The organism is Butyricimonas sp. Marseille-P3923, assembly GCF_900184685.1.
Lineage (GTDB): Bacteria > Bacteroidota > Bacteroidia > Bacteroidales > Marinifilaceae > Butyricimonas > Butyricimonas muris.
The window spans coordinates 78,879-104,360 of record NZ_FXXL01000005.1 but is presented as its reverse complement, the minus strand read 5'-3'; the positions used below and the strand labels follow the sequence as shown (position 1 = coordinate 104,360).

The 25,482-nt window shown below is 44.9% G+C and carries 16 protein-coding genes; 8 read left to right on the top strand and 8 right to left on the bottom strand.

The window, feature by feature from the left end; all coding sequences use genetic code 11:
- The first annotated feature begins 141 nt into the window (after positions 1–141).
- From CS948_RS04060 to CS948_RS04025, 8 genes are all read left to right on the top strand, one after another.
- Positions 142–3,816 carry a SusC/RagA family TonB-linked outer membrane protein gene (locus tag CS948_RS04060; RefSeq protein WP_255301850.1) on the top strand — a complete coding sequence of 1,225 codons (3,675 nt, stop codon included), beginning with the start codon at positions 142–144 and terminating at the stop codon, positions 3,814–3,816.
- A gap of 9 nt (positions 3,817–3,825) precedes the next feature.
- Positions 3,826–5,409, top strand: coding sequence for a RagB/SusD family nutrient uptake outer membrane protein (locus CS948_RS04055; protein ID WP_176554911.1), 1,584 nt, complete (start codon positions 3,826–3,828; stop codon positions 5,407–5,409).
- 15 nt (positions 5,410–5,424) lie between these two features.
- Complete coding sequence (locus CS948_RS04050) at positions 5,425–6,384, top strand: hypothetical protein (RefSeq protein ID WP_099290483.1); 960 nt, start codon at positions 5,425–5,427, stop codon at positions 6,382–6,384.
- Complete coding sequence (locus CS948_RS04045; RefSeq protein WP_099290482.1) at positions 6,381–7,469, top strand: TlpA disulfide reductase family protein; 1,089 nt, start codon at positions 6,381–6,383, stop codon at positions 7,467–7,469. The genes CS948_RS04050 and CS948_RS04045 overlap by 4 nt, the downstream gene beginning before the upstream one ends.
- A gap of 99 nt (positions 7,470–7,568) precedes the next feature.
- On the top strand, positions 7,569–8,561 hold the full coding sequence (locus CS948_RS04040; protein WP_099290481.1) for a peroxiredoxin: 993 nt from the start codon (positions 7,569–7,571) through the stop codon (positions 8,559–8,561).
- Between the two features lie 18 nt (positions 8,562–8,579).
- Complete coding sequence (locus tag CS948_RS04035; RefSeq protein ID WP_099290480.1) at positions 8,580–9,683, top strand: TlpA disulfide reductase family protein; 1,104 nt, start codon at positions 8,580–8,582, stop codon at positions 9,681–9,683.
- Positions 9,684–9,688: 5 nt separating this feature from the next.
- Complete coding sequence (locus CS948_RS04030; protein WP_176554910.1) at positions 9,689–10,774, top strand: redoxin domain-containing protein; 1,086 nt, start codon at positions 9,689–9,691, stop codon at positions 10,772–10,774.
- Positions 10,775–10,841: 67 nt separating this feature from the next.
- Complete coding sequence (locus CS948_RS04025; protein WP_099290478.1) at positions 10,842–13,496, top strand: zinc-dependent metalloprotease; 2,655 nt, start codon at positions 10,842–10,844, stop codon at positions 13,494–13,496.
- 259 nt (positions 13,497–13,755) lie between these two features.
- Here the strand turns inward: CS948_RS04025 and CS948_RS04020 are convergent, their stop codons facing one another.
- From CS948_RS04020 to CS948_RS03985, 8 genes are all read right to left on the bottom strand, one after another.
- Positions 13,756–15,927 carry a S46 family peptidase gene (locus tag CS948_RS04020; protein ID WP_099290477.1) on the bottom strand — a complete coding sequence of 724 codons (2,172 nt, stop codon included), beginning with the start codon at positions 15,925–15,927 and terminating at the stop codon, positions 13,756–13,758.
- A 220-nt stretch (positions 15,928–16,147) separates the two neighbouring features.
- Positions 16,148–18,088 carry a 4Fe-4S binding protein gene (locus CS948_RS04015; RefSeq protein ID WP_099290476.1) on the bottom strand — a complete coding sequence of 647 codons (1,941 nt, stop codon included), beginning with the start codon at positions 18,086–18,088 and terminating at the stop codon, positions 16,148–16,150.
- A 23-nt stretch (positions 18,089–18,111) separates the two neighbouring features.
- The gene (locus CS948_RS04010; protein ID WP_141560878.1) at positions 18,112–19,689 is read right to left on the bottom strand and encodes a DUF6850 family outer membrane beta-barrel protein; all 1,578 of its coding nucleotides are present in this window, start codon (positions 19,687–19,689) and stop codon (positions 18,112–18,114) included.
- A 26-nt stretch (positions 19,690–19,715) separates the two neighbouring features.
- Positions 19,716–20,921: a DUF4876 domain-containing protein gene (locus tag CS948_RS04005; RefSeq protein WP_099290474.1), complete on the bottom strand. Its 1,206-nt coding sequence runs from the start codon at positions 20,919–20,921 to the stop codon at positions 19,716–19,718.
- 12 nt (positions 20,922–20,933) lie between these two features.
- Positions 20,934–23,780: a TonB-dependent receptor gene (locus CS948_RS04000; protein ID WP_099290473.1), complete on the bottom strand. Its 2,847-nt coding sequence runs from the start codon at positions 23,778–23,780 to the stop codon at positions 20,934–20,936.
- 41 nt (positions 23,781–23,821) lie between these two features.
- Entirely contained in the window at positions 23,822–24,109 is a 288-nt protein-coding gene (locus tag CS948_RS03995; RefSeq protein WP_099290472.1) for a hypothetical protein, read from the bottom strand.
- A gap of 71 nt (positions 24,110–24,180) precedes the next feature.
- The gene (locus tag CS948_RS03990) at positions 24,181–24,771 is read right to left on the bottom strand and encodes a Spy/CpxP family protein refolding chaperone (protein WP_099290471.1); all 591 of its coding nucleotides are present in this window, start codon (positions 24,769–24,771) and stop codon (positions 24,181–24,183) included.
- A complete protein-coding gene (locus tag CS948_RS03985; protein WP_099290470.1) occupies positions 24,768–25,325 on the bottom strand; it encodes an RNA polymerase sigma factor in 558 nt (185 codons plus the stop codon). The genes CS948_RS03990 and CS948_RS03985 overlap by 4 nt, the downstream gene beginning before the upstream one ends.
- Positions 25,326–25,482: the final 157 nt, after the last annotated feature.

Here is a 25,482-nt window from a genome sequence, read left to right as displayed (position 1 = left end):
CAACCTGATAACCATATACTTTCTTGATTTTGGAACGGTCAAAAAGTATATTTTTATTTACTAACAAGCAAAAATATGGAGAAAAATCGAATGTGTGTCAATCTTAGGCGATTGATTTTGTATCGTAAGATGTTAATTAACATGAAATTATTGAGTGTATTGATGTTTGGTTTTTGTATGACGGTTCATGCAACAACCTTGTCACAGGAGGCAAAGGTCTCTTTACATGTGGAAGAAGCCTCTTTGAACGATGTGTTACAAGAAGTGAGTAAACAAGTTGCTTGCGATTTTCTTTATGACTTGAATTTAATGGAAGGGAAAGTCGTGAAGAATTTGGATGTGAAGGATAAGGAGTTTTTGGTTTTTCTGAGCGATCTGTTGCCTCGTTACGGTCTGATGTATTCTTATGACAACAATATTGTTGTTATTAAGGTAAAAGAGGAGCCCAAGGACGAGAAGAAGATGCTCATCATCAGGGGAAAGGTCACGGACGAGAAAAAAGCTCCGCTTCCCGGGGTGACGGTAGTGTTGAAGGGAACAAGCCGGGGAACGGCAACGGACATGGAGGGAAGATATACTCTGCCTGTGCCGAAAGCGGATGTTATCGAGGTGATATTCTCTTTTTTGGGAATGGAAACGCAGACCGTGGCGTACACCGGGAAGGATACGATTAACGTGGTAATGAAAGAGTCGTCGAATCAATTGGATGAAGTTGTCGTGGTGAACACGGGGTACGAGCAGGTAGACAAGCGTAGATTGACGAGCGCTATTACCTCGATTAAAGCAGATGATATTCGGGTTCCCGGGTTGAACACGATTGATATGATGTTGGAAGGACACGTGCCGGGTATGATGTTCCTGCAGAATTCCGGACAGTTGGGAGCCGCACCGCGGTTGAGAATCCGGGGAACTTCCACGCTGTTGGGAAACCAGGAACCATTGTGGGTGGTTGACGGTATAATCCGAACCGATCCGGTGGACGTGGACCCGGCACAGTTGAACGATTTGGACTTCGTGAACTTGTTAGGTAACGCGATTTCAGGGTTGGACCCGGAGAGTATCGAACAGATTGACGTGTTGAAGGATGCTTCGGCTACCGCTATTTACGGGGCTCGTGCCGCGAATGGAGTTATTGTGATCACGACGAAAAAAGGTCGGAAAGGTGCCCCGTCGGTATCTTATGCTTTGTCGGGAACTTTTACAAGACGTCCGCATTATAGCGACCGTAACGTGTATATGATGAATTCCAAGGAGCGAATCGCTTATAGCCGGGAGATGGACGCGGCTTTGTTGGAGTTCCCTTCTTTTAATAGTTGGGTAGGTTATGAAGGTGTTATGCGGGATTATTACCAGAATCGTATTGATTTCAATGAAATGAACCGACAGATTGGTTATTTGGAACAATTGAACACGGATTGGTTCGGTTTATTGGGACAGAATTCTTTCTCTCACAAGCACACGATCGGTGTATCCGGTGGTGGTGAAAACGTGACCTATTATGCTTCTATCGGTTACAATGATGCCAAAGGGACCACGAAACGGGAGGCGAATAAAAACTATACGGCAAACATGAGAATGTCGGCTCATTTTAATCGATTCTCGGTTCAGGCGGGCATGGACGCTAATGCGCAGGAAAGGGAATACACGCCTCAAAAGGTGAACGTGATGAATTATGCTTATCATACTAGCCGTGCAGTACCTGCCACGAACCCGGATGGTTCTTATTGGTTTTATAAAAAAGGTGACTATGTCGGTTCTTATTTTAATATCTTGAACGAGGTGGAGAATAGCTCGTACGATATCAATCAATATTCGTTCAATTTTAACACGACAGTGGGTTACCAGATTATTGATCCCTTGAACTTAAGCGCAACGCTGGCTTATGGTTTTTCGAATTCCGATCAAGAAACTTGGTATGGTGAAAAATCTTATTATATAGGGGATTTGCGTCATGAAGTAGGGACTACCACGGATAATAGAGCGAGTAATCTTTGCCCAATGGGTGGTGAAATAGAGAAACAAAGCGATCAGAAACATAACTATATGTTGCGTTTGCAGTTGAGTTACGCTCAAACTTTTCAAGAGAGCCACAATTTAAGTGCTATGGCGGGTTTTGAAGTATCTTCGTCAGAATCGGATCAATTCAAGCATACCCAGAGAGGGTATATGCGTGATCGGGGGGGGATTGTTGCTAAACTTGATAATATAAAAGAATATGACAATTTTGTAAAATGGATGAATAATAATCCTTCCACTCGCAGGTCGTCGAAATCGAATTTGTTGTCCGGGTACGGGAGCGTGTCTTATGCGTATAAAATGTGGTACGTGTTGAATGCCAATATTCGTTTCGATCAATCCAATCAATTCGGTAGCAGGGCTAACGAAAAGCTTGCCCCGATCTGGTCGTTCTCCGGTCGATGGAATGTTAAGGAAAATATTTTGGAAGGGGCGGATTGGATCAATGAACTTTCTCTCTTGGCTTCTTATGGTTATCAAGGGAATATGTTACCCTCTGAGAGTTCAAGGCTGGTCGTTTCGAAAGAGGGGGCGACCAATGCCGGGGGTGAACTTTATGCCAAAATTGTGACCTATCCGAATCCCGATTTGAAATGGGAAAAAACTTCTTCGACCAACGTGTCATTGACATTTTCGCTCTTTAAAAGGAAATTGAACGGTACGGTGTCTTATTTCTACAAAAAGACCAGAGATGCCTTCTTGACGAAGACTATTTCAACCGTGAACGGACGGTCGTCATACACGATGAACAAGGGAACCGTGGAGAACAAGGGTACGGAAATTTCCTTGAAAATTGTGCCGCTTGATTTCCGTTCAACCGGAAACGTTCGGGGATTTCATTGGTCGATTGATCCTCAGCTCGGCTCGGTGTTGAATCAATTGCTTAACAAAAAGAAAGTGAAAGACAATCCTTTACAGAATAGACCGACTTACGATAAATATTTGGATGGAAGCGTGCTTGTCGTGGGGCGCCCGGTGAATACGTTTTATTCTTATCGTTTTGCCGGTTTGAGTGAACGGGATGGTCGACCGATGTTCTATAATACCGGTTCGATGGTGAATGGAGAAACAGAAAAAGGTTGCTACGTGGATGCTAATGGTCTGCCCTTGTTTGATATTAACGAGGAAACGAAAAAGAACGCGGTGGACTTGAGGGAAAAGTATCGCGATATGGAACGGGAGGACGTGTTTATGGAAGTGATGGAACATTCAGGAACTCGCGTACCGACAATTCAAGGTGGAATCAGTAATACTTTTTCTTACAAAGGGGTCACGTTATCATTTAATTTGACGTATAGTCTAGGATCAAAGGTTCGCCTTTTGCAAATGTATCCTAATATGAATAAAATAAATAGGTCGATAGCCCCAATTCCAACCGAGAATGTACGCAAAGAGTTTTCCGATCGTTGGCGTCAGCCCGGTGACGAGAGATACACGAATATTCCTGGGGTATTATCAGGGATTCAGTTTGATCGTTCGCTATACGATCCTTGGTGTAATAATAATGATTACAAGTTTGCCGATAATATCTGGCAAATGTATGACAATTCGAATATTCGGGTTGCAAGTGGAAATTTCTTGAAGATGCAATCGCTTTCTTTACGTTACCAGTTTACGGATGGTTTTTGTCGGAAATTCTTTATGAAATCGGCTTATATCGGTTTTGCTTGCACGAATCTGTTTATGATTTGTGACAAGAAGCTGAAAGGACAGGATCCTGCCACGCAGTCGGGAAGTGCTCCTCAGTTGAACATGTCATTGCGTCCGACGTTCTCGTTTAATTTGAATGTTTCATTTTAGTTGATGATTATGAAGAAGATTTTATATTTAATTGTATTTCTGGTATTCGGATGGTCTTGTAGTGACTTTCTGGAAGAGGATGCACAAAATTTGACTTATGTGAATTCGATCAATGATTTGGACCAGTTGTTGATTGGAGAAGGGTATGCGATAGCATCTTTTGACGAGTGCAGCAATTGGAATGGTTCGGTACCTGCTTGGATGCATCTTTTGGATGATGATCTGCAATATGATGGATTGGGACTAATGGGGCTAGGTGATCATATGTCACGTTCTGCAATTTACGGTTGGCAAAGAGATCCTTGGAGAGGTGGTTTAACAGATGATAACCGCGGTTCCACGGATAATCTGGCGTGGAGTGAATTGTATCGGCATATCAACGCGTTGAATATTATGCTGTATGAGGCGGAAGAGTTCAAGAATGAACCTGATTATAATCGAATTAAAGGAGAGGCAATGTTTTTGCGTGCCACGTATTACTGGTGGTTGCTCAATATCTATTCGAGGGCTTATGACGTGAAAACAGCGGATAAAGACCCGGGAGTGCCTTTAAAGTTGAGTCCCTACGTGGAGGATTACGAGGAAGAGGGCGGATTTTCCAGGGCTAGCGTGGCCGAGGTGTACAAGCAGATTGTTGCCGATTTGAAAGATGCCGTTCAATGGCTTTCCGGATACGGGAGAAAGTCTGTTTATCGTGCGTCAATGGAGGCTGCCCGCTTGTTTTTAAGCCGAGTTTATTTGCACATGGAGAATTACGAGGGAGTGATTAACGAGTGTGATACGTTATTGCAAGATAATGTTTATCGGTTGGATGATTATACTTTAATCGAGAGTGCTTCACAAAGTCTGATAACGAGTCATTCGCCGGAAGTAATATTTTCTCAAGGAGGTTATCGGTTACGGTATTTTTTTGGTTCAGGTGCCATAAGAGGAGATGAAATCGTGTGGGATGCTGAGCCTGGGGATAACCTGTTTAGTCCATTTTATGGTGTTTCTGATGATTTGGTAGATGCTTTTAATGACAATCGTTTAGTGCCGGACCAGTCACAGGGTAATGATTTCCGTTATATGGTGGGGATGGCTAAGTTACAAGTTGTTTCTTGGAGTGGGTGGTTTCCTGTAATGATATCATATTTGTTACCAGCCAAGTTAAAAAAATGGGATGATGGTGGGATATCCGATGTTTTTACATTACGTTTGGCAGAAGCTTATCTGAATAAAGCGGAGGCGTTGGCAGCCGTGGGACGTGAGGATGAGGCTAATCAATTGTGGCAAGAATTACGTCGGTATCGAGTAGCGGAACCGGAAGCTGTTGTGCTGCATGGGGAGAATTTGATGACGGCTATTCGCGCGGAGCGTAGGTTGGAATTTAATTTTGAAGGATTCCGGTGGTTGGATTTACGTCGATATGCCGTGAATAGTAAGTATCCGCAAAAGAAGGAAATAACTCATAGTTGGCTTGATGAAACTTATGTTTTAGCTCCCTATGGAGAAGATCCGGCTTGGGTGTTTCCTATTCCGGCCGAAGAACATCGTTTGAATAGTCGACTGGAACTCAATGAAGAACGTGAAGAAAGAAAAGCGGTAAAATAGAATTAATATTAGGTTATGAAGATATTGAATTATTTGTTATTAGGTGTTGCGTTGTGCTTTGCGGCATGCAATGATGATGATGAAAATTTATCTCCCACGGGAGAAACGAATTGGTTTGTCTTGGAAGATTCGGATGACGAATTAGGACATTTGGCTTATGAGATTTACAAGGAAACGGGTGTTACTATTTTTTATAACGATACAATTGCCAAAGTTCAACGCGGGGTGAATTCACTGGGAGAACCGATGTATCGTTACGAGGTTTTGGGGATTAATTATAATGTAAACTCTCATTATAATTACAGGTATCCGTTACTTACAGAACGGGATAAGATAAAGAAAGGGATGGAATTTTTACGTGATGAAGTGATACCGGGATTGCTGAATGGAGCTTCTCCTTGTAGTTTCTTGTTGGTTGATTCTTTAATAAATAAAAGTAATGTTAATGAGAATACACTTTATTTGAAAGATGTATTTAAAGCAAGAAGAACAACTTGTGTTGCTTTGTATGAGAAGAAGGAGACAGAAATAGATAAAAAGAGTTTGGGCGCAACTGTATTGGCGGAAGAGTATGCGGCTTACATGAATGGGATGGAGTCTGATAATCTGACAGTTTTTTGTTCTTTTTCCGTGGGGAAAGTAGATAAGGTAATGAATAAACCGTTGTATGGAGTGTCCATGAAAGAAACGAATAAAGATACGGATTGGGATGAAGATTGTCGTAAATTCGGTTTTTTGTCGTATGATAAAGGAAAGAAATTTACAGTAAATAAAAAGACCGGTAAACTAACAGAATATACTTGTCCTACGGTAATTCAGGATATTGCCGATTACGTGAAAGAAGTGTTGCTGGGAGATGATGCGGCGTTTGAAGAGAAGAATGGTGAGTTTAAATTGTGTGTCGAGAAATACAAATTGATGAAATCGATTGTATCGGAATTGCAGGAAACACTTGGGAAACGGTCGGATTTATGATAAGATATGGAGTGATTTTGGGGATTTTATTTTGGGCGGGATGTGCTGCACCGGGTACCTGTCGGATGGAATTGACGGCAGAGATTAAAGGATGTAAATACGGAACGGCACTTCTTGTAAGTGCCGATTCCGCCCGAAATGTTCTTTTTTCTTCCGAGATAGATGATGGAAAAATCTCGTTGAAAGGGAATTTGCCAGAACCGGGAGAGTATATATTGAAAATAAATCACTGGGAACATCCTTTGCTATTGGATGAGGGGAAGACGAAGGTTGCTATTGATATTATTAATGAAAGGGTAAACTTGACGGAGGGGAAGGTAAGGGAGATGAATCTGTTGCTCGAGAAATGGATGGAGGAGAAGTACAAGCCGGAAGAGGAACGAATCGGACGGGAGTATAGGGAGGCGCGGAAACATCCGGAAGATAAAGTTAATTTGGACGAAAAAACAATCGAGTATTTCGGGGTGGAAAGAGTAAAATACGGTGTTGTTCGTGATTTTATACAAGCGTATCCTGATTGTATTTTCTCGGTATATCAGGCATTGGGTATGCTGAATAGGGATTACGAGCGAGGGATGGAAATGTACGCGTTGCTTTCGCCGGAAATGCAGCAGTTGACATTAGGTAAACGATTGTATGCAGAAACACAGGTATTTGCTGGTTTAGCTTTGGGACGTGAAGTTTCCCCGCTCGAGGTGGAAACGGAAGAAGGAAAAACAGAGGTGATAGAACGTTTTCCGGGGATATGGGTGCTTGATTTTTGGGCATCTTGGTGTGCACCTTGTCGCGAAGAAATGGCTTATTTGAAAGAGATGTATCCGGAAGTGCATAAATTCGGGGTAAATATGATTAGTATTTCCATGGATGATAAGGTCGAGGCTTGGAAGAAAGCGTGTGTGGAGGAACAGATTCCTTGGAAAAGCGTGCGGAATATATACGGTTTTAAGAATGGAAAAGGTGTTCGAGAGCAGTTTAAATTTAATAGTATACCATATATTTTATTGATTAAAGATGGTTGTATCGTTGCTCGTAATTTGAGAAATTGGCAGTTGAAAAAGAAAATCATGGAGTTGTTACAAGAATAGTACGTGATGAGAGTATATTTTATTTGTAGTATATTATTGTTTGTTTGTTGGTTGATGCCATGCATACTTTTTGCGCAAGAAGATGAACGGTTTGCTGAAATGGCAAAGAATTATCAACAGGTGATTGATGCGAATGATATTGCCGGTTTTGAGGAGGCTTTGAGTGCCGCACATGCTCAAACAGAGAAATTAATGAATACTCTTCCGAAAAATGACACTAGGGGTATGCGGATTAGAGAGATAAAAGAGGTTTTTGCGTATGCTTGTGATTTCTTGAGAAAACGAAGTGCGGAGCGAACTGTTGTACATGGTGTACTAGAGCGTTTGTATCCGGGGTTTGATTTGGATAGTCCGGATTTGGAGTTGTTGCCGCAAGAGATGCTGGTGGAGTTGATAGATGATTATTTGGAGGTGTATAATGTGGTTCGAATGAATTTGAGTGGTTGTTCATACGTGTTATTTAACGTGAAAAGTGAGAAAATACGTAATGCTTACGTGTTGCCCTTTTTGAGGAGAACATTCGAACAAGAGGGATTCGGGAAGAAAGTGGCTGAGATTTGCGAGAATGTGCGCTGGTGTTCCAAGACTCCGGAAACCGTGAAAGAGGTGGAAGCGTTGGTGGAGCAATACCGTCCGCTTCAAGCGGGGGCTGCCGCTCCTGAATTCGTGTTGGAAAACCGAAAGGGGGAGAGCGTGAAACTCTCTGGTTTCAAGGGTAAACATGTGTTTATAGGAGTCTTTTCGGTAGGAATGGATGAGAACGAGGCAATAAGTCGGTTCATGGATTTACCCGATGAATATAATAATACCGATCGGTTCGTGTACCTCTGTGTTTGTTTGGGGAAAGCGGATGCACGGGAGGCGTGGAGAAAACAGGTGGATGAAAAGGCGGGTAAAGTAGACTTCCTTTTCTGTGATGTGGAAAGATGTTCTTTCGTGCGGGATTATTGTATATCCCGGTTGCCTCGTTACGTGTTTGTCAACAAGGATGGTTCTGTGAGAAATGCCTGGTATATAGCTCCGGGGATGCCCGAGTTTTCTTATCAATTTGGAGATAAGAAAACTCTGAATTTGCTTGATATGTTGAAGTAAAATAGAAATTGTTTGATTATGAGATTAGTGATAATAGCTATACTGTTGTATTGCGCGTGGGGATGCTCAGAAGCCGGGGGATATTGTTTTACGATGAAAGGGCGTGTACCGGGCATGAAGTATGGGACGGTGTTTATTCGCGCGAATGATTCTGTTTCACGTGTTTTGGCTTCTGCGGATTTGGATAATTATGAGTTCATTTTGAAAGGGGAGTTGGAGGAACCGGGATGTTATGTTTTGCAGGTGAATGATAAGAAGATGACGGTTCTATTGGATGGACAAGAGTTGGTTGCAGAATTTCTTGAAGGAGCTCATTTGAAGAATTTGAAAGGTTCGCCCGCCCAAGACTGTTTCAAGAAATATGAAATGGAGATGGAAAAAAAAGCAAGCGAGATGCAGAAAAAGCAAGTAAGCGAGATGTTGGAAAAGCAAGCAAGCGAGATGTCGGAAAAGAATGTTAGCATGGAAAATATATTTTCGTTTGAAGCTGAAGCTGAACTTCAACAGTTGAGGTTTAAGGAAACTTGTATTTTTATAGAGGAGAATCCGGATAATATAGCTTCTGCCCATATTGCATTGATGGAGATGAAGAACGATTACGATAAGGGTATAAAGATGTATGAATTGTTGTCGGAGAGAGTGAAGCGGTTGGAGATAGGCAAGGCGTTGAAACGGAGATTGGAGCGGGTGGAAAATATGGCTAACGGGAAGAAATTTCCCGAAATAGAAGTGTGTTCGATAGCAGGAGATTCGTTGACATTGAAGGATTGGGGCGGAAGCGTGTACGTGATTGATTTTTGGGCATCTTGGTGCGCTCCCTGTCGGGCGGAACTTCAATATTTGAAGACGTTGTATAAAGAATTGGAGGGGAAAGGCGTGAAGTTCGTGAGTGTGTCGTTGGATAATTCGGCGAAGGCTTGGGCTCGTGCCAATGCCGCAGAGAAGTTGGAATGGTTAAGTGTTCGTAACCGGTACGGGTTTGATTTGGAACGAGGAATATGTAAGGCATTGGATATTAGGAGTATTCCTTTTATCGTGGTACTCGATAAAGATGGAACTGTCGCGGGGAAATCTTTACGTCGAGAAGTTTTGCGGAATAAATTGTTGGAGATGTTAAAATAATGAGTATGAGAAGTGTTGTATGCAGTATAGTAGCGTGTTTTATGCTACTACAAGGGGAGTTGTATGCCCAAACGTCTTACCCGGAATTAAAAAAGATTTACGAGAATGTGGACGGGACGCTTTCGATAGACAGCTATACGCGGGCATTGAAAGGGATGGATGCCCGGGCTAACGAACTTGTGCGTGGGATTGATGATACCCAAGAGAGAGGGCGAGCCACGTTGTTGTGGCACGCGTATCAGCGGGAAAATATTTTTCGGTATTGGGAGGCGATTGGTGGGCGACCTGGAGATTTGCAAAAATTGCGTCCCTGTCAATTGAGTACTGATCCGGATGTTCCCGAGTTGGAATTGTTGTCACCGGGGGATTTGAAAAACGTGTTGGATTGGTATTTCCGGGTGAATAAGGGGAGCACAAGTTATATGCGTATGAAGGAGTGCTTGTATGGCATCAAGAGTGAAAAAGTGCGTCAGATTTACGCGTTCGGATTGTTGGAGAAGGAGTTACAAGTGAATGGGATGAGCAAAGATCTGGTGCCTGTATTTGAAGTTTTCAGGTGTTGTATGAAAAATCGGGAGATTGTAGAGCGGGTGAATGAATTGGAGAAGATGTACACTCCTGTTCGGGAAAACGCGATCGCGCCCGAAATCGTGTTGCCGGATGACAAGGGAAATACGTTTCGATTGACGGACTTTCAGGAAAAATGTGTGTTTATTTGCGTGTGGGCGTTGGATAGCGTGAATGGTGCTGACGAGTTGGATACGTTTGCTGAAGCAAAAAATGTGAATGAAAAATGGGGTGAGGGCGGTATCGTGTTCGTGAATATTGCCGTGGGTGCGAGTGAAGATATGGACAAATGGAGAAAAATATTGACGGGGAAAAAACCAACGGGGTGGATGATAAACTTGTTTTGTGACAAGACTAAAAGTGCTTTCATGAAAGATTACGTGATAGGGGCTCTTCCGCGTTATATTTTCGTGGAAGTAGACGGTGTATTGCGCTCCGGGTGGTTTATTTCTCCCGTTAATCAGTCGTTGTTTAAACGGGTGTTCGTGAAAAGTCTTTTGTTCTACAAACGAGTTGGAATATAGGATGTTATTTTAATGATAAATGTTTGTTTTTTATGTTATCACAGTGTTTAATTTTAAATTTTTAAAAATGAAAAATTGTTTTGTATTAGCAATGTTACTGTCCTTGCTTATTCCTTCCGCGGGAGAGAGTTATGCAGGGGAGTTGTTCAAAAAAAAGAAGAAAAAAGAAGCAACAGAGGAGGTGAAACTACCTGTTGTCAAGAAGAAGAATAAATACGAAACTTTGATGAAAAGCCCGGGAATCGTTACCGCGAAAGGTGATTTTTTGACGATTCACAAAGTGGGACAGAAGATTTATCTGGAGTATCCTTTGAAATATGTGAATCGTGAAATATTAGTGGGAGGAACCGTGTCCGCCACTTCGGAGCCTTCATTACTTAACGTGGGGTATAAATACAATGATCCTAAGCTCTATCGCGTGATTAAAAAAGATTCTGCAATTGTTTTCAATAAACCCAATTTGGCGGCTACCGCGGGAGAAGATAAACCTTGGATAAAGAAAGCCATGGAAAAGAATTATATCGATATACCGGCAAAATCGTTCTCGATTCATTCGTATAACGCGGATAGTTCAGCCGTGGTAATTGACGTGACTTCCTTTATAAAGGAGAATAAAGAACTTGCCCCGAAAGTTAGCGGTGGAATGATAACTTCATCTCCAGTTTCAAGTAAATTTTCTTTTGAAGGTATAAAAGCATTTGAAGATAATGCATCTGTGGAAGTTTCTCAGCCGGTAGAGGCTTATATCGTATCATTATTTGGCAAAATAGATTTTGGACAGGTGTCAACTCGTTCGGTGATTACTTTCCTTTTGTTGCCGGAGGCTAAAATGAGACCTCGTGTTCAGGATTCCCGTGTCGGAGTTTTTTTCACGGTGAATTCGGCAAGTGATAGGATGCAGTTGCCTATTCGGAAAATATCTCAACAAAAAGACGGATTTGATTCTTATATCTTGTCGAACCGTTGGCGTTTGGAACCCAAAGATATGGAGGCTTGGAAGCGCGGAGAGCTTGTTGAACCAGTGAAGCCGATCGTGTGGTACGTGGATGATGTTTTTCCTGACGAGTGGAAAGGTCCGATTAAAGAGGGAATTTTGATCTGGAATAAGGCTTTCGAGAAGATAGGTTTCAAAAACGTGATGGTTGCAAAAGATTTCCCGAAGGATGATCCTAATTTCGATCCGGATAACTTGAAATACACGTGTATCCGTTATTGCCCGAATGCAGTGGCAAATGCCATGGGACCGTCGTGGGTAGACCCGACAACCGGAGAGATTATTAATGCTTCCGTGATTGTATACAATAATATTGTAGAGTTGATTAATAACTGGCGTTTTGTTCAAACCGCACAACTTGATCCTCGCGTTCGTGCCTCTAAGATGCCGAAAGATGTTCTTGATGAGTCTATCGTTTATGTCATTTCTCACGAGATCGGGCATACTTTGGGGTTGATGCACAATATGTCAGCTTCTGCTTCAATTCCGGTGGATTCGTTACGTTCCGCTTCTTTCACTCAAAAATACGGGACAACTTCTTCTATCATGGATTACGCTCGTTTCAATTATGTAGCGCAACCGGGAGATAAAGGAGTGAAATTGACACCTCCCGAACTTGGTGTGTATGATTATTACGTGATTAAGTGGTTGTATTCTCCTGTTCCGGAAGCGAAGGATATGTGGGAGGAAGCCGAGATTACACAAAAATGGCTTGACGAGAAGGCTGGAGATCCTCTTTATCGTTACGGTCGTCAGCAATTGATGTTTCGTATCGACCCGAGTGCATTGGAAGAAGATTTGGGTGATGATCCGTTGAAAGCAAGTACCTACGGGATCAAGAATTTGAAATATATCTTGAGCCATTTGAACGAGTGGATTGAAGATGATGTGGATTACACTCATAGAATGCAACTTTACAAAGCTATTCAGTCGCAGTATACGCGTTATTTGTTGAATGTGCTGTATCAGGTTGGTGGTGTGCATTTGACACAAGTGAAAGATGGTACGGCTGGTGAGGCTGTGGTATCTGTGCCGCATGCAAAACAAAAGGAAGCGTTGGCATGGGTGATTAAAGAATTGAGAAATAGCGACTGGATTAATCTTCCCGAATTAATCAATCAAACGGGATTGGCTGTATATCCGTCTGCAAAGATTGTTGCCGGAATTAGTAAGGCTATCGTTGCTAAAGGAGGACATGTAATTTTGTCTTCTCATGTTTCAAAAGAGAAAAATCCTTATACAATTGGTGAATTCTACGACGATTTGTATGCCGGCGTATTTGCTCCCACGATTCAGGGAAGAAAATTAACTGCAGCAGATAGAATAATTCAAGAAAATATTTTCAAGAATATGGCTGCTATCTCTACTAAGTACCTAAGTAATAAAGGAATTCAAAGTTTGAATCCATCTTTGGCAGAAATTGAGGCTTACGAGTTGTGTCCTAAAGGATTGATGGAGGTGCTACATAGTCATTCCCAGAATATTGAGGAAGAATTCGGAATGAACGTTTTGGCACCTGAAGGGTTGCCCGTGCAGTTTGGACAGGGAGCTTCGCCTTTCCAAGGTGAGGTGGAAATTGATGCTATTAACAATAGTTTCGGGTATAATCAAGCTATGTTGAAACGGGTTGTTACTTTGTTGAAGGGTAAGTTAGCATCAGCGAACCGTGCTGATAGAGTGCATTATGAAGGTTTGATATCCGTGTTGGAAGAAATGAAGAAAAAGTAATTAGCATTTTATGCTTATTTTATAAGATGAGGAGGTTGTCCCTTTCGGGATAACCTCCTTTTTTGATGATTGATATTGTTTTGTTAGTAAAAAGAAAGCGACCTCGTCGCGAGGTCGCTATGTCAAGGAATCAAACTAAGATCACTTTTTTTGGTGCGTGCTTCAGTGACCGATTGATTAAAAACATTAAATAATCGTAGTGTGCTTTTCGTATCAAGATTACTCACTCCTTGACAAATACAAATATAGTAATTTTTTATTATTCAACAATGGAAATTTCTTTCAGTATATTTGTTGCCCCGGCATAATTGTCTAAAATCCAGAGAACGAAGCGGATATCCACGCAGATACTTTTATTGTAGTCGGGATGAAAATACAGGTCGCCTGCCATGGATTCCCAATTGCCGTCGTAGGCAAGACCGATGATTTCGCCTTTCGCGTTCAGGACGGGGCTGCCGGAGTTGCCTCCCGTGATGTCCAAGTTGCAGGCGAAACTCGTGTATAGTTTGCCGTCTTTATCGGCGTAACGTCCCCAATTTCCCGTGCGGATGGCTGCCAAGACTTCGGGTGTCAGGTCAAATTCCGGATCGTCTTTCACGTATTTTTCATTGTAGCCGTTGATAGAGGCACGGTAAGAATAGGTGACTCCGTCTTTTGGCGAATAGCCGCCGATGTTGCCGTACGTGATGCGCATGGTGGAGTTGGCATCCGGGGGAAGAGTTTTATCCCGGTTCATTTCGAGCAGGGCTCTCGTGTAGAGTGTGCGTAAGTAAGCATTTTTTTTCTCGTTGTCCCGGATGCCGTCCCGTAGATTTTGATTCGTTTCCCGCGTGATTCGGGAGAGCGAGTACACCGGATCGTTTGCCAACAGTTCGAGATTGAAGTTCTCCAATGCTGCGTACAGGCGCTCTTGGTTTGCCAAGAAAGAGCGGGCGTAAAGTGAATCCGTCAGCCGGGTGTAGTCGCCGTTGTACTCCTGCACGAGGTTCGTGACTTCCGCGGGTAAATGTTCCGGGTTCACGTTCTTCACGTAGAGCGGGAAGAGGGCAGCGAATACTTTTTTGTCCGTCGCCTCGTCGTAGTCTTTGAAGTATTTCTCGCAATAATCCCGGAAACCCTCGCATTGTGTGCTTTTCGGGTCGAGTGTGGTGACCTTCTCCCGGAGCATGGAAGACTCCAACCCCCGTACCCGCATAGCAAGACGCATGATGTCGGCACCGTTGACAATGGCTTCCTTGTAGTAGACGTCCGACGAGATGTAGGGGGCGGTGATGTCGTACGTGTTTTTCAGTTCTTCCAGCAGGTTGCCGTAGCGTGCCAGACGGTCGGGAGCGGCTTTAATCCAGCGGTCAAGGCGTTGTTCCTCTTCTGCTTTCAAGGCTGCCACTTGGTAGCGTTTCACGTATTCGCTTTCCCCGATGGTGAATTTCCACGGGTTGCTGATGGAGAATGCTTTGTAGGCGTACTTGATATTGACTTCAGGATCAGCGTTCATCGCCTCGTTAAGGATGTCGAGTTTTTTGGTTCTTACCTTAATCATGGCGGGATTGGAACGTCCGATTTTTTCGCTAACTCCCCACGAGGGCGTGTAGCGGGAGGTGGTGTACGGGTAGCCCATGATCATGGCGTAATCCCCTTCTTTCACTCCTTTCATGGATACGGGCAGTACATAACGGGGGGTGATGGGGGTGTTTGCCGGGGAGTACTCTGCCGGGTTGCCGTCTTTGTCCCCGTACACGCGGTACATGGTGAAATCACCCTTGTGCTGGGGCCATGTCCAGTTGTCCGTGTCTTTCCCGAAAGCCCCGAAGCACGTGGGGGGAGCGAATACCAGACGTACATCTTTGAATATGCGGTAGAAGTAAAGGTAATATTTATCGCCTTTCATGATTGCGTTGCAGGATACCTCGTAGCCTTCTTTGGCATAACGTTTCTCAAGCATGAAGTTTACTTTTCGCATGGAATAGATGGGGTATTCTCTTTCCGGCGCGTGTTTTTTCAGTTCTTCTCGGTACTCGTCAGTGACGTCAATCACCCGGTCGAGGAATAAAACCACTTTGCCGGGCAGGGGGATTTCTTCCGATTGGCTCTTTGCCCAAAAACCGTTCCGCAGGTAATCGTGTTCGAGGGAACTTAGTTTTTGAATATCGTTGTAGGCGCAATGATGATTGGTAATCATCAGTCCCTGTCGGGAGATCATGCTTCCCGTGCAGGTGCCGTAGTCGATGGCGACGATGGCGTCTTTTATCGAGGGTTGTTCCTCGTTGTATATCTGCGAGGCTTTCAGTTTCAGCCCGTGGGATTTCATTGCCTTGTAGTTGGTCTGTGCCATGAGTTGCACGAGCCACATCCCCTCGTCCGCGAACGAAAGAGTGGGGAAGGCAAGGCATAAGACGAGTAACAGACTTTTAATCTGACGTATTGGTGACATGGTGATAATTTTAATGGTTTGAGAAAAATGTAATAGGAGGTGTGTTTTGACACGCCCTCTCGTCCATAAAGTCAGAAAGTCCATAAGGTCGTAAGGTCAAATGTACAAGTAATCCATGAATACATATTGGATATCATCACGTTATTAATCACGGACTTTATAAACTTTATGGACTAGAGGTGTGTCAAAACACACCTCTATTTAATCGACAATCACAGAATCATTCTACGGTCTTTCCCTGTTGTTTGAAACTGAGGGTAGGATCCATATCTTTCACGGTGCCGTCTTTAAAGTGAATTGTCCATTGGGGAGATTGGAGATATTCCCATATCTTTTCGTCGTCAAGGACATCTTTCACGTAGGTAATCCGGATGACGGACATATCGCCGCGGAGTGCTGTTTCGTAAGCAAGGATACCGGGATTGTTGGAAAGGAAGCTGCCCAAGTAAGGAAGTTGCCGTTGAATCAACGGTTTGTCGATGCCGGGGTAGTCCATTTCGTAAACGGCGGTGGCGACGTTCGCGTCATATTTATCCTTGTTGCCTTTGAACGCGGAAGATGTTTTTGGGAACATGTAATCCAAAAATTCTTGGCGTCCTATCGTGTCTACTTGATCGGATACGCTAGTCAACTCGTAGTTACAAGTGATTTCTTTGACCCCGCCCCCGTGAACCGGCATTTCGAATTTGCGGGTTTCCACGATTCCTTGCAGTTCTTTTTTATCAACGGGTTTGTTCACGTCCATGTACAATATTACTTTCACCGGACAGCCGTATTCGGATACGATACCGTAGAATCCTTCTTTTTCTTTGATGATGTTGCCCAAGAAAGTTATATCCATCCGGTCGAAAAGTTTATCCACTTCCATGGTGACAACTTTCAATTGCTGCACGTTTGCCGGGGGCGTGTTCAGTTTGCGTTTTGTCGGGGTGAACATGCTTTCCTCGACTTTCTCTTTCGTGGTTTCGGTCGGGTCGTAATGAATCACGACGGCGAAGCGGTTCACGTATGTGGTTACCCCGTAAACTCCCGGCACGGTGCGCATCTTGTTCGCGAATGCTTTCGAACTTCCGAAACATTTCACCGTGCGCATTCCGTCCCGTTCGAAGGATTCGAGGCGTTCGATTTTTGCTTCATCTCCCCAACGCTCGTCGATGGTCGGTAATTCCCAATGTTGGGACATCCACAAGGCGAGGAAGAACAAGACGACAACCAGAATTGCCGGAACCCAGCGCAAGCCGGAACGGCGATTGATATTCAGTGATTTCTCCGGGCAGGAAGCGATACATTCCCCGCACAGGGTGCAATCCACGTGTTTGACCACTTTCATGTTCTTCACGTCAATTTGTTGCGGGCATTTCCGGCTGCAAGCGCCGCAATTGGTACACGTCGTTTCGTCTTTCGTGATGCGCAACAAGGGGAATACCTTGCTCTCGTAGTACACGATCTCGTAGATGTAGCATATCACGCAGGCAACTCCCAGCAACCATACCCACGGCATGGATAACCCGATAGCCCCGGCGATAAGGGAGAGTACGACCAACACGGCGAAGGTGAGGGTAAATTTGAAAATATTGCTCAACGCTCCCAGCGGGCAAATATATTTACACCAGAACATATTGATAAATAAGCTGCCGAGGAAGAGCAGGAGCATGGAGATAACGGTCATCCAAGCCGTGATTTCTCCCCTGAATCCGGTTGCCATGGCATAGTAGGGGTCGAAGTTCTTGCAGAAGAGTTCGCTTGTGGTGATAGTCATGTAGAATATCCAGAAGAGGATGATATACTTGAATACCCGCAGTACTTTATCCGCTACCGAACCCATGGGTATCTCGTATTTAATCTTCATTTTCTTGCGCAGTACACCCAGCCATTCCGTGATGGTGCCGAGGGGACACACGTACCCGCAAAACAGTTTGCTGAATAGAATGACTCCGACAGCCAATACGATACCTATCATGATTTGCACGATAGACATACTACAGGCGAGAGTGCTTGAATTCAGGAAGGTGGCGAGAGATTCCAGTCCGCCTAGCGGGCAGTAAGCTTCAACATCCGCCGGCTTCCCCCCGAAAAATACTTTCACGATAAATCCGACAATGAGGGCAATCACACCTATTTGTAATACATGCCTCCATAAATTCTTTTTAATTTTGCTCATGACTTTTCTTTAGTTTTATATTATTAGAATGAAAATCCCAACATTATTTTGACCGCTGTCCGGTCGTCGTCTTTGAAACTGCCGCTTAAAGCCCTCTTCCACGTGGCATGGGCGTCCGCATAGAGGTTCATGCCTTTTTCTTTGTTCAGGAAGTAGGTATAGCGGGCTTTCAGTTGGCCCGTGAATTTGTCTGCCGTGATGTAATCAAATTCACGTTGCAGCAGGTCGGTGCGCTGTTTGTAAAGGTCTTCTCCCGTGATTTCGTCCGACACGCTCTTTACTTTCAGCATCGTGCCGTCGCCCGCCGTGTAGGCAAGTCCGATACCGCAGTCGAACATCCCTTTCTTGAATTGGAAGTTCTTGTTGAAGGCGGCGTACACTTCCGTGTTTTCCCATTTCTGGGAATATTCCACGGGGTAAAGGCGGTATGTGTTTTCCACACTAAAACCTTTTACTCCCACGCTGGCGTTCCACGAGTTATCGAGCATCGCCCGATCCCGGTAGAGCGTGTAGCTCACGTCGTAAGTGGTGGCGTCTTGCGTGTTTTTATTTTTCTTCCCGTATTGAGTCCAAGTGGTGTACCCGTCCACGATTTCGGATTTCTGCATATTTTCAAAGCCTTGCGTTTCGTTGAAATGGGCTTCCCCTTTAATCACGTGATGGAATTTATCCCCGTCAATATCGAGGTGTCCGTTGTACGAGTAAGTGGTTCTTTCCATTTGTCCGCCTCTTTGTCCCTGTACATGATTGATCCAGATGGTTTGGTCGGCTTTCTTCCCCGTGAATTGGTTCAAGAATCTCACTTTCCCGGTTGCCAGTTCGACTTGGGCTGCGCCCCCGTAAATGTTGGTCGTGTAGTTACGGTCTTCCGAGTAGTTGTTTGTCGTGGTGACAGAGGTGTAGAACCACATGCCTTCGAAGTAGAATACTTCGTGATTGATTCCTTCCCCGAAAAGTTTGTTAGTCACTTTCTCTGTCGAGCGTTGGTAGAGGAAGTTGGCTCCCAAGTTGAAATATTTCGATTTATACATGACACCGGGATAGATTTCAAATTCCATGTACGTGTTGGTGTTGCGCACGTCTTTTTTCTTGGAGTTGGAAGCTACTTGATAATGAACGTATCCGCCTACAGCCCAATGTTCGCCAAACGTGGTTCCCACTCCCGCGTCCAGAATATAAGATTCGAGAGTCTGGCGTCCCGGTACGGAGTCGGCAAGAAAGAACGGGGTAGCGTAGGGATCGAGTACGCTCGACCACGATTTGTTTTGCCGATGAATATAATCGAAAGCGAATTTCCCGTAAAAGTAGACTTTGTCGATTTTCCGGTAAGATTCTGCCAATATTTTCGTGCCGAAGGCTGACGTCGGGTCTATCACGTTTCTGAAATCCCCTTTGTCGTATTGGAAACCGATTTCGGCTAACGAGAAGTCTGAGAATCGGTTGAATGTCAATCCGGCGGCATTGTACGAACTAATCCATGGATTGTCAGCTTTCAAACGCTCCATGTTGTAGATGTTTTTATCCTCTTTCTGGGCAGAGAGCGATAGTGTGCTGCCTAAGAGAAGGCTTAAACCTAAGGTATATATTTTATTGAATTTCATAATGCTTGCGTTTTAGGGTTATGACCTTATCTGTTTTTCCATGTCGGTGTTCCGGATTCCAAATCCAAGGAAGAATTATTGGTGTCTTGATAGACTATTCTTCCGTCCGCGATTTCTTCCACTTTCCGGATGGCAGCCAATCCGCATCCGGCAGCCCCGCCGTCGATAAAGAAGAAGCCGGCATCCACGCTGGTCGGTATGCGTTTGTTGTTTCTTTCCGCGCTGGTAACGCATTCGATGCCGTCAAGTACCCATTCTTGCGGCACTTTCAGATAGTCCAATCCGGTCGGTTGATCCGGGGCTTTCGTGATATTATCAGGATTTGCCACGTATGCCGCGGCACTTTGTCCTTCTATGCGGAACAATATCATGGCTTTGGCGGTATTGGCGATCGGGAATGCTTTAGTCGTATTCTTTGTTCTCCAAATGCACTCCATGTGTTTTACCCCGATGGCGGGTTTTTGTACTTGGCTGGAACTCATGTCAAATTCTTCTGTCCAGAAGGCGTAGTCTGCTTTCGACAGGTCGATGGAATTGGGATGAAGGGCTTTATGATTGATTGCCGAGTAAGCGACGACACATTCTTCGCCGGGTTGCAGGGGATAATCCTTGCCGGTTCCGGGGAATTGCCAAGCCATTTGGTCCAATGGTAAGAAATCGGGCAGGCTGCCGTTTACCATGAATCTGCTCGGGGAGTTGCTTACCATCGGGGTAACCATTCCGATACAGATGCTGTCGAGGTAAGCCACTTGGTTCGAATTGTTGTAGATGCACAGGTACGTGTCATACGTGTAATTCTTCCCGTCGTTGCCGATGCATCCGTAGTGATAAAATTCTTTGATAATCAATTGGGCAGAAGTTGCCGCGATAATCTCCATCGGGTAAGGAGTGGCGTTTTTGGATTCCATTTCTTGTGAAAGAACGATATTCTCGAAACGCCCGTTGAAAATGTGGATGACTCCACTTTCATTATCAATGTGTTTGTGTTGGAAACTCGCTTCGTAGAAACCGTATTCTGCGCTAAACGAGGCGATACCGTTCGCGTCGCAATTGCTCTTGTATTGCACGCCGTTCGACGTGTTTCGTAAAGTCACCACGATAGGAGTCCTGTCCATGTCGGCAAATTCTTCCGGGAAGTCCAGACTAAGTTGTAGACTCGTGTGTATCTTTTCGTCTTTAAGGCAGCCTGTCATGAAGAATAGTGCCAGAAGGGAGTATATGTATTTTTTCATGGTATTCGGAGTTTAGAATTTTAACTTGAGTTCTGCGCCGAAGCTGATGTCGGAGTTCATTCTCTGGTATTGTCCCGTGGAACGGTAATAACGTTTCGGGGATGAGTTCGTCAAGTTGTTCACGTAGAACGAGAACGTGGTGTGTTTCCCGATTTCTTTCGTCAAGTGCAAATTCATCATGAAATAGGGGTCTAAGTTATCCTGCAACAAGTATTTCGGCTTGGAGCTGAGGATTAGGTTCTGAAATTCGGGCATCTTGGCGTGTTCGTCCGTGAACTCACGGATATAACCCGCCAAATCCATGTAATGGGTCGGGTTGATGTACTTGTAATGTTGCGAATCCTTGTTCGGGTTACCGGGGACGATGTTGCCGGCTTCGTCTTTCATGTAAATCATGTTTTTCCCGTTGTAACTGAAGGTACGTTTACTATTATCTACCCACACGCATTGCATGGTGAGGCTCACGATGAAACGTAACTTGGGAATATGCGTGATAATCTGTAAATTGGTGTTGAAGCGTTGTGCTATCCTTCCGTTATCCACCCCGTTGTCTGTGCCTGCATAGATTCCGGCGTAGTCGTAGTAGGTGGTGGATTTATCGCGCATCAGCGGACTCTGGTCTGTTCTTTTTTCGTAGCGGTAGGCTCCGTTGGCAATCAGCGAGGTGCGGATGGCGGGAATCATACCGAAGTCGAGCGTGTACTCGAGTCCCCATTTCTTGATGCGGTTCCCGTTGCTGGGACTGTCGTAGGAAATGAATATAGAGTCTTGATAGGATTCGACGGTTTTTCCGCCGTCATAAACGATTTCACCGTTGATGTATTCCGGTTTGGTTACGATGTCGAGATTCTTGAAGCGTGTCCAGTGGAACGGGATCACTTGTTTGCTGGTGCTGAAAGCGTCTTTCAAGTTCTCGCGGTAGTATACCATGCTTGCCCTGATGCCGAAAAGGTTGACATCCACGCCAAATTCCGTGTTCCGGCTGATTGGGGTTTTCAGATCGGGGTTATCGGTCGGGGTGACCTGCGTGTGATACACTGCCAGTGTCGTGTCGCCGTTTATGTATTGGAACGCGATTCTGTCGGTGTATCTCGGGTCGGGGTAGAGGTAGTACATGGTCGGCATCTTGTGTTGGATACCCCAGCCGCCTCGGATGCTGAGGTGCTGCAAACCGCTCTTTTTCCATTTCTGGTCGTAGAGTACCAGTCGTCCGTTGAAACGGGGATCGACCATCACGTCGTAATCTGCGGCGTCCGCGCTGATGTTCGACAGGCGGACTCCGGTGGAGAGTTCGAAAGATTGCTGTTTGCTCAAGGGAATGGTCAGCTTGTTCTCCGCGAAGAACGAATACTCGTGGATGGCGGGAATGTCTTTAAATGAACGGGGACGCAGTCCGGATGCGGGTTGATATTGCCCGTATTGTTTGCCGTCACCGTTGTTCCCCTTTACTCTCCATTCGGCTCCGACGAGGGCGCTGTTGTAGACGGCACCGTATTTACCGGACAGGTTGGCAACCAATTTCGCCTGTGCCGTGTAGGGTTTTCCTTCCACCCAAAAGGTGCTGAAGTATTGTGCAGGCAGGAATGTCCCCACGTTGGGACCCGATTCGGTGGCGGATGTCGTGGGTTGCATGCTTCCGGAATTCCATTTCTTCTCGTAGTTGTATTGTTTCCCGTATGATCCGGCTACCGTGTATTTCAAGTTCGTGATCCATGATTTGTTCAACATCCAGTTCCCGTACAGGTTGAGGCTCGCTTGTTTGTCTTCCGCTTTGTACAGTCTTTCCTGTTTCATGTCGGGATCTTCTTTTTGCTTGTCGAGAGTCATGTGACCGTTGAATTTGGCGTTGAAGCTGAGGGGCGTCCGTTCTTTGTTGAACGTGTTGGAATAGCCTAATCCCAGCGTGATCCGGTTGAACGTGGTGGCGGGGGAGCGGTTGTCTTTGTTGGAGTAGGAATAGTCCATGTTAGCGTTGAAAAATCCTTTGTTGCCGCCGAGGGCGAATCCTTTCGTGGCGCTCACCTGCTTGATGTTCGGGTCGGTTTTGAAACCGATTTCAAGGGGTGCCCGTCCCGCTTTCGTCCTCACGATAACGGCTCCAGAAGTCAAATCGCCGTATTCGGCGGAGGCTACACCGCTGATGACTTCTATCGATTCGACATTGTTGATCGGGATCTGGCGGGTATCGATACCCCCTTCGCTGCTCGTGGAGAACGCGTTGTTGTCCGATGAGCGGGTTTGCATGTTGACGTCGTTGGTCAGTTGCGCCCCGTCGATGATAATGGCGGTACCCAGCGCGTTGGTCGTGTTCGGGACAGCCGTTCCGTTGGTGATAGGGGGCAAGTCGCGGATGGTGATCTGGTTGATCTTTGTCAGCGAGGGATTGAAGGTCAATACTCCCGGCAGCAATTGCATGATGTCCGTCAAACTGGTGGCTTGCAAGTGCTCGATTGCCGTTTTGTTGATCGAGTAGGAACTGTTCAGTTTACCGCCGGATTTGGCGGTTACCGTCACTTCCGAGATGGCGAGGGATACTTCTTCCAGCCGGAGCTTGTAATTGGTCACGTTTTTCGTGAGCACCATTTTCATCTCGTAATCCTTGTACCCGAGGCACGAGGCGGTAACCGTGTAGGTTCCCGGTTTGATATTCTTGAAACTGAAGGCGCCTTCGAGGTTTGAAGTCGTCCACATGTTCAGTTCTTTGATATGGATAACCACGACCGGAAGGGTTTCTCCGGTTTTAGAATCGAGGATAGTTCCCTCGAATATTACCTTTTTTTCCGCTTCCTGCGCTGTTACAGGAAGTTGGCTTGTGAAGAAGATACACAAGCATAGAAAAATGAAACGATAAAGACTCATAGTTAATTGTATTTGTAGGTTAAGTTGGTATTAGGTTTCCGTTAAAACAGATTGATGTCCATTTTTTCAAGGTTCATGTCGTCGAGATGGTATTGACCGATCCATTCTTTGAGCATCGTGTCACGATCTCGTGATTCCCCCAAGTGGTGTTGCAGCCCGAGCATGATCATCCCCATAATGATGCCTGCCGCTATGCTCATCCCGAGGTAGCGTTTTCTGAATCGGAACTCGTACTTGCGTAACCCGGCAAGGCGGCTCATCACTTGTTCCGTGAAATCGGGTGACACGGATTTGATTCTATCTTCTTGAATTATATTTTCCCACTTCATGACGCTTCAGATTAGGTATTTGTGTATTTGACAACGGGGTACGGGATAACTTGCGTTAGATGTCCGTTTTTTTATAGCAAAGAATCTTTTTCTTGCTGTCGGAGTCGGTCTTCGGCTTGATTGTCATAGGGATAAGTTCCCGTGCAACGACGGCATTTTTCTTTTTTCTCGCTTTTGCTGCATTTGGTTTTACACTCCGGGCAGTGTTTGTCAATCTCTAAAATGTCGATAAAGATTTTATTCAGCTTCTTGGATTGCTCCGGGGTGCATATCTTCTTCACGTTCAGCAAATGATAGATGGTTTGCTTCTTCAATGCCCGGTGCAGGAAACCGACAGACCTCGCCGTGTTGTTCAGTTCTTCCATGGAGGGCTCGGGTTTCGCGAGTTCGTGCAGAAGACGGTAGCGGTTCTGGCATAGTAGTTTCAGAACGGTTTCGTGTCTTTTGAGCACTTGGCGATCCATTCCCATGAGTTGCTTGTATTGCTCGTCGGTCAGTTCGAGTTCCTCTCTTAAAAACTCCATGTTCAGTTCTTGGCTCGTGTTCTCGGTCGGTTGCTCTTGGCTCGTGTTCGACCACAAGAAGACCACAAGAGAGGTGTTTATCATGAGGAAGATGATGTTGAACCAGTAAAATAGCTTGTTCTTGTTACCCGTTGTCATGTCAAATCGTTTTTATAGTTACTGAAATATTTTTCCAAATAGCTTTTTGCCCTGAACAGGAGGGATTCGACGGAAGCGAGGGAAATACCCATGATTTCGGCGACCTCTTTGTACGGGCGTTCTTCATATTTATTTAAAACCAGAGCGGTGCGTTGCCTTTCGGGAAGGTTGTTGATCGCTTGGTGGAGATGTGATATGATTTCTTCTTTTTCTATTTTTTCCTGTGCCAATTCGTCTTTCGAGGGAATGGACATCGGGTTGTCCCCTTCAAGACGTATTCTTTTCATCCTGTACCGGACGGATTTCTTGTAATTGATCGCTTTATTCACGGCAATGCGGTACAGCCACGTGGAGAGTTTACATTCTCCCCGGAATTTGTCGAGGGATTCGTAGGCTTGGATAAATACTTCCTGCGCCAGATCCTCGGCATCGTCTTTGTCGTGAACGAAAGCGTAGCAGGTGTTGACGATTATCACTTTATAATCGTCAACCAGCTCCTTGAAGGCTCGTTGATCTCCTTCAAGGATTGCTTTTATTCTCAATTTTTCACACATGTACAACTTTTGGGTCAAAAACTGTCAATCGGGTATATCGCCGGATGCGATATTTTTTGTCTTTGCGGCTTTTTAGCTGTCTGTTGTATCGTTTTGTGTATTAGGGTATTGGTGTATGCATATGGTGCAAATTTAGTTGAATTATTTGAAGTGGATA

Bases quoted from the DNA above. Each gene is read 5' to 3' on its own strand.
- CS948_RS04060 (WP_255301850.1), top strand. From the start codon at position 142: ATGAAATTATTGAGTGTATTGATGTTTGGTTTTTGTATGACGGTTCAT.
- CS948_RS04055 (WP_176554911.1), top strand. From the start codon at position 3,826: ATGAAGAAGATTTTATATTTAATTGTATTTCTGGTATTCGGATGGTCT.
- CS948_RS04050 (WP_099290483.1), top strand. From the start codon at position 5,425: ATGAAGATATTGAATTATTTGTTATTAGGTGTTGCGTTGTGCTTTGCG.
- CS948_RS04045 (WP_099290482.1), top strand. From the start codon at position 6,381: ATGATAAGATATGGAGTGATTTTGGGGATTTTATTTTGGGCGGGATGT.
- CS948_RS04040 (WP_099290481.1), top strand. From the start codon at position 7,569: ATGGCAAAGAATTATCAACAGGTGATTGATGCGAATGATATTGCCGGT.
- CS948_RS04035 (WP_099290480.1), top strand. From the start codon at position 8,580: ATGAGATTAGTGATAATAGCTATACTGTTGTATTGCGCGTGGGGATGC.
- CS948_RS04030 (WP_176554910.1), top strand. From the start codon at position 9,689: ATGAGAAGTGTTGTATGCAGTATAGTAGCGTGTTTTATGCTACTACAA.
- CS948_RS04025 (WP_099290478.1), top strand. From the start codon at position 10,842: ATGAAAAATTGTTTTGTATTAGCAATGTTACTGTCCTTGCTTATTCCT.
- CS948_RS04020 (WP_099290477.1), bottom strand. From the start codon at position 15,927: ATGTCACCAATACGTCAGATTAAAAGTCTGTTACTCGTCTTATGCCTT.
- CS948_RS04015 (WP_099290476.1), bottom strand. From the start codon at position 18,088: ATGAGCAAAATTAAAAAGAATTTATGGAGGCATGTATTACAAATAGGT.
- CS948_RS04010 (WP_141560878.1), bottom strand. From the start codon at position 19,689: ATGAAATTCAATAAAATATATACCTTAGGTTTAAGCCTTCTCTTAGGC.
- CS948_RS04005 (WP_099290474.1), bottom strand. From the start codon at position 20,921: ATGAAAAAATACATATACTCCCTTCTGGCACTATTCTTCATGACAGGC.
- CS948_RS04000 (WP_099290473.1), bottom strand. From the start codon at position 23,780: ATGAGTCTTTATCGTTTCATTTTTCTATGCTTGTGTATCTTCTTCACA.
- CS948_RS03995 (WP_099290472.1), bottom strand. From the start codon at position 24,109: ATGAAGTGGGAAAATATAATTCAAGAAGATAGAATCAAATCCGTGTCA.
- CS948_RS03990 (WP_099290471.1), bottom strand. From the start codon at position 24,771: ATGACAACGGGTAACAAGAACAAGCTATTTTACTGGTTCAACATCATC.
- CS948_RS03985 (WP_099290470.1), bottom strand. From the start codon at position 25,325: ATGTGTGAAAAATTGAGAATAAAAGCAATCCTTGAAGGAGATCAACGA.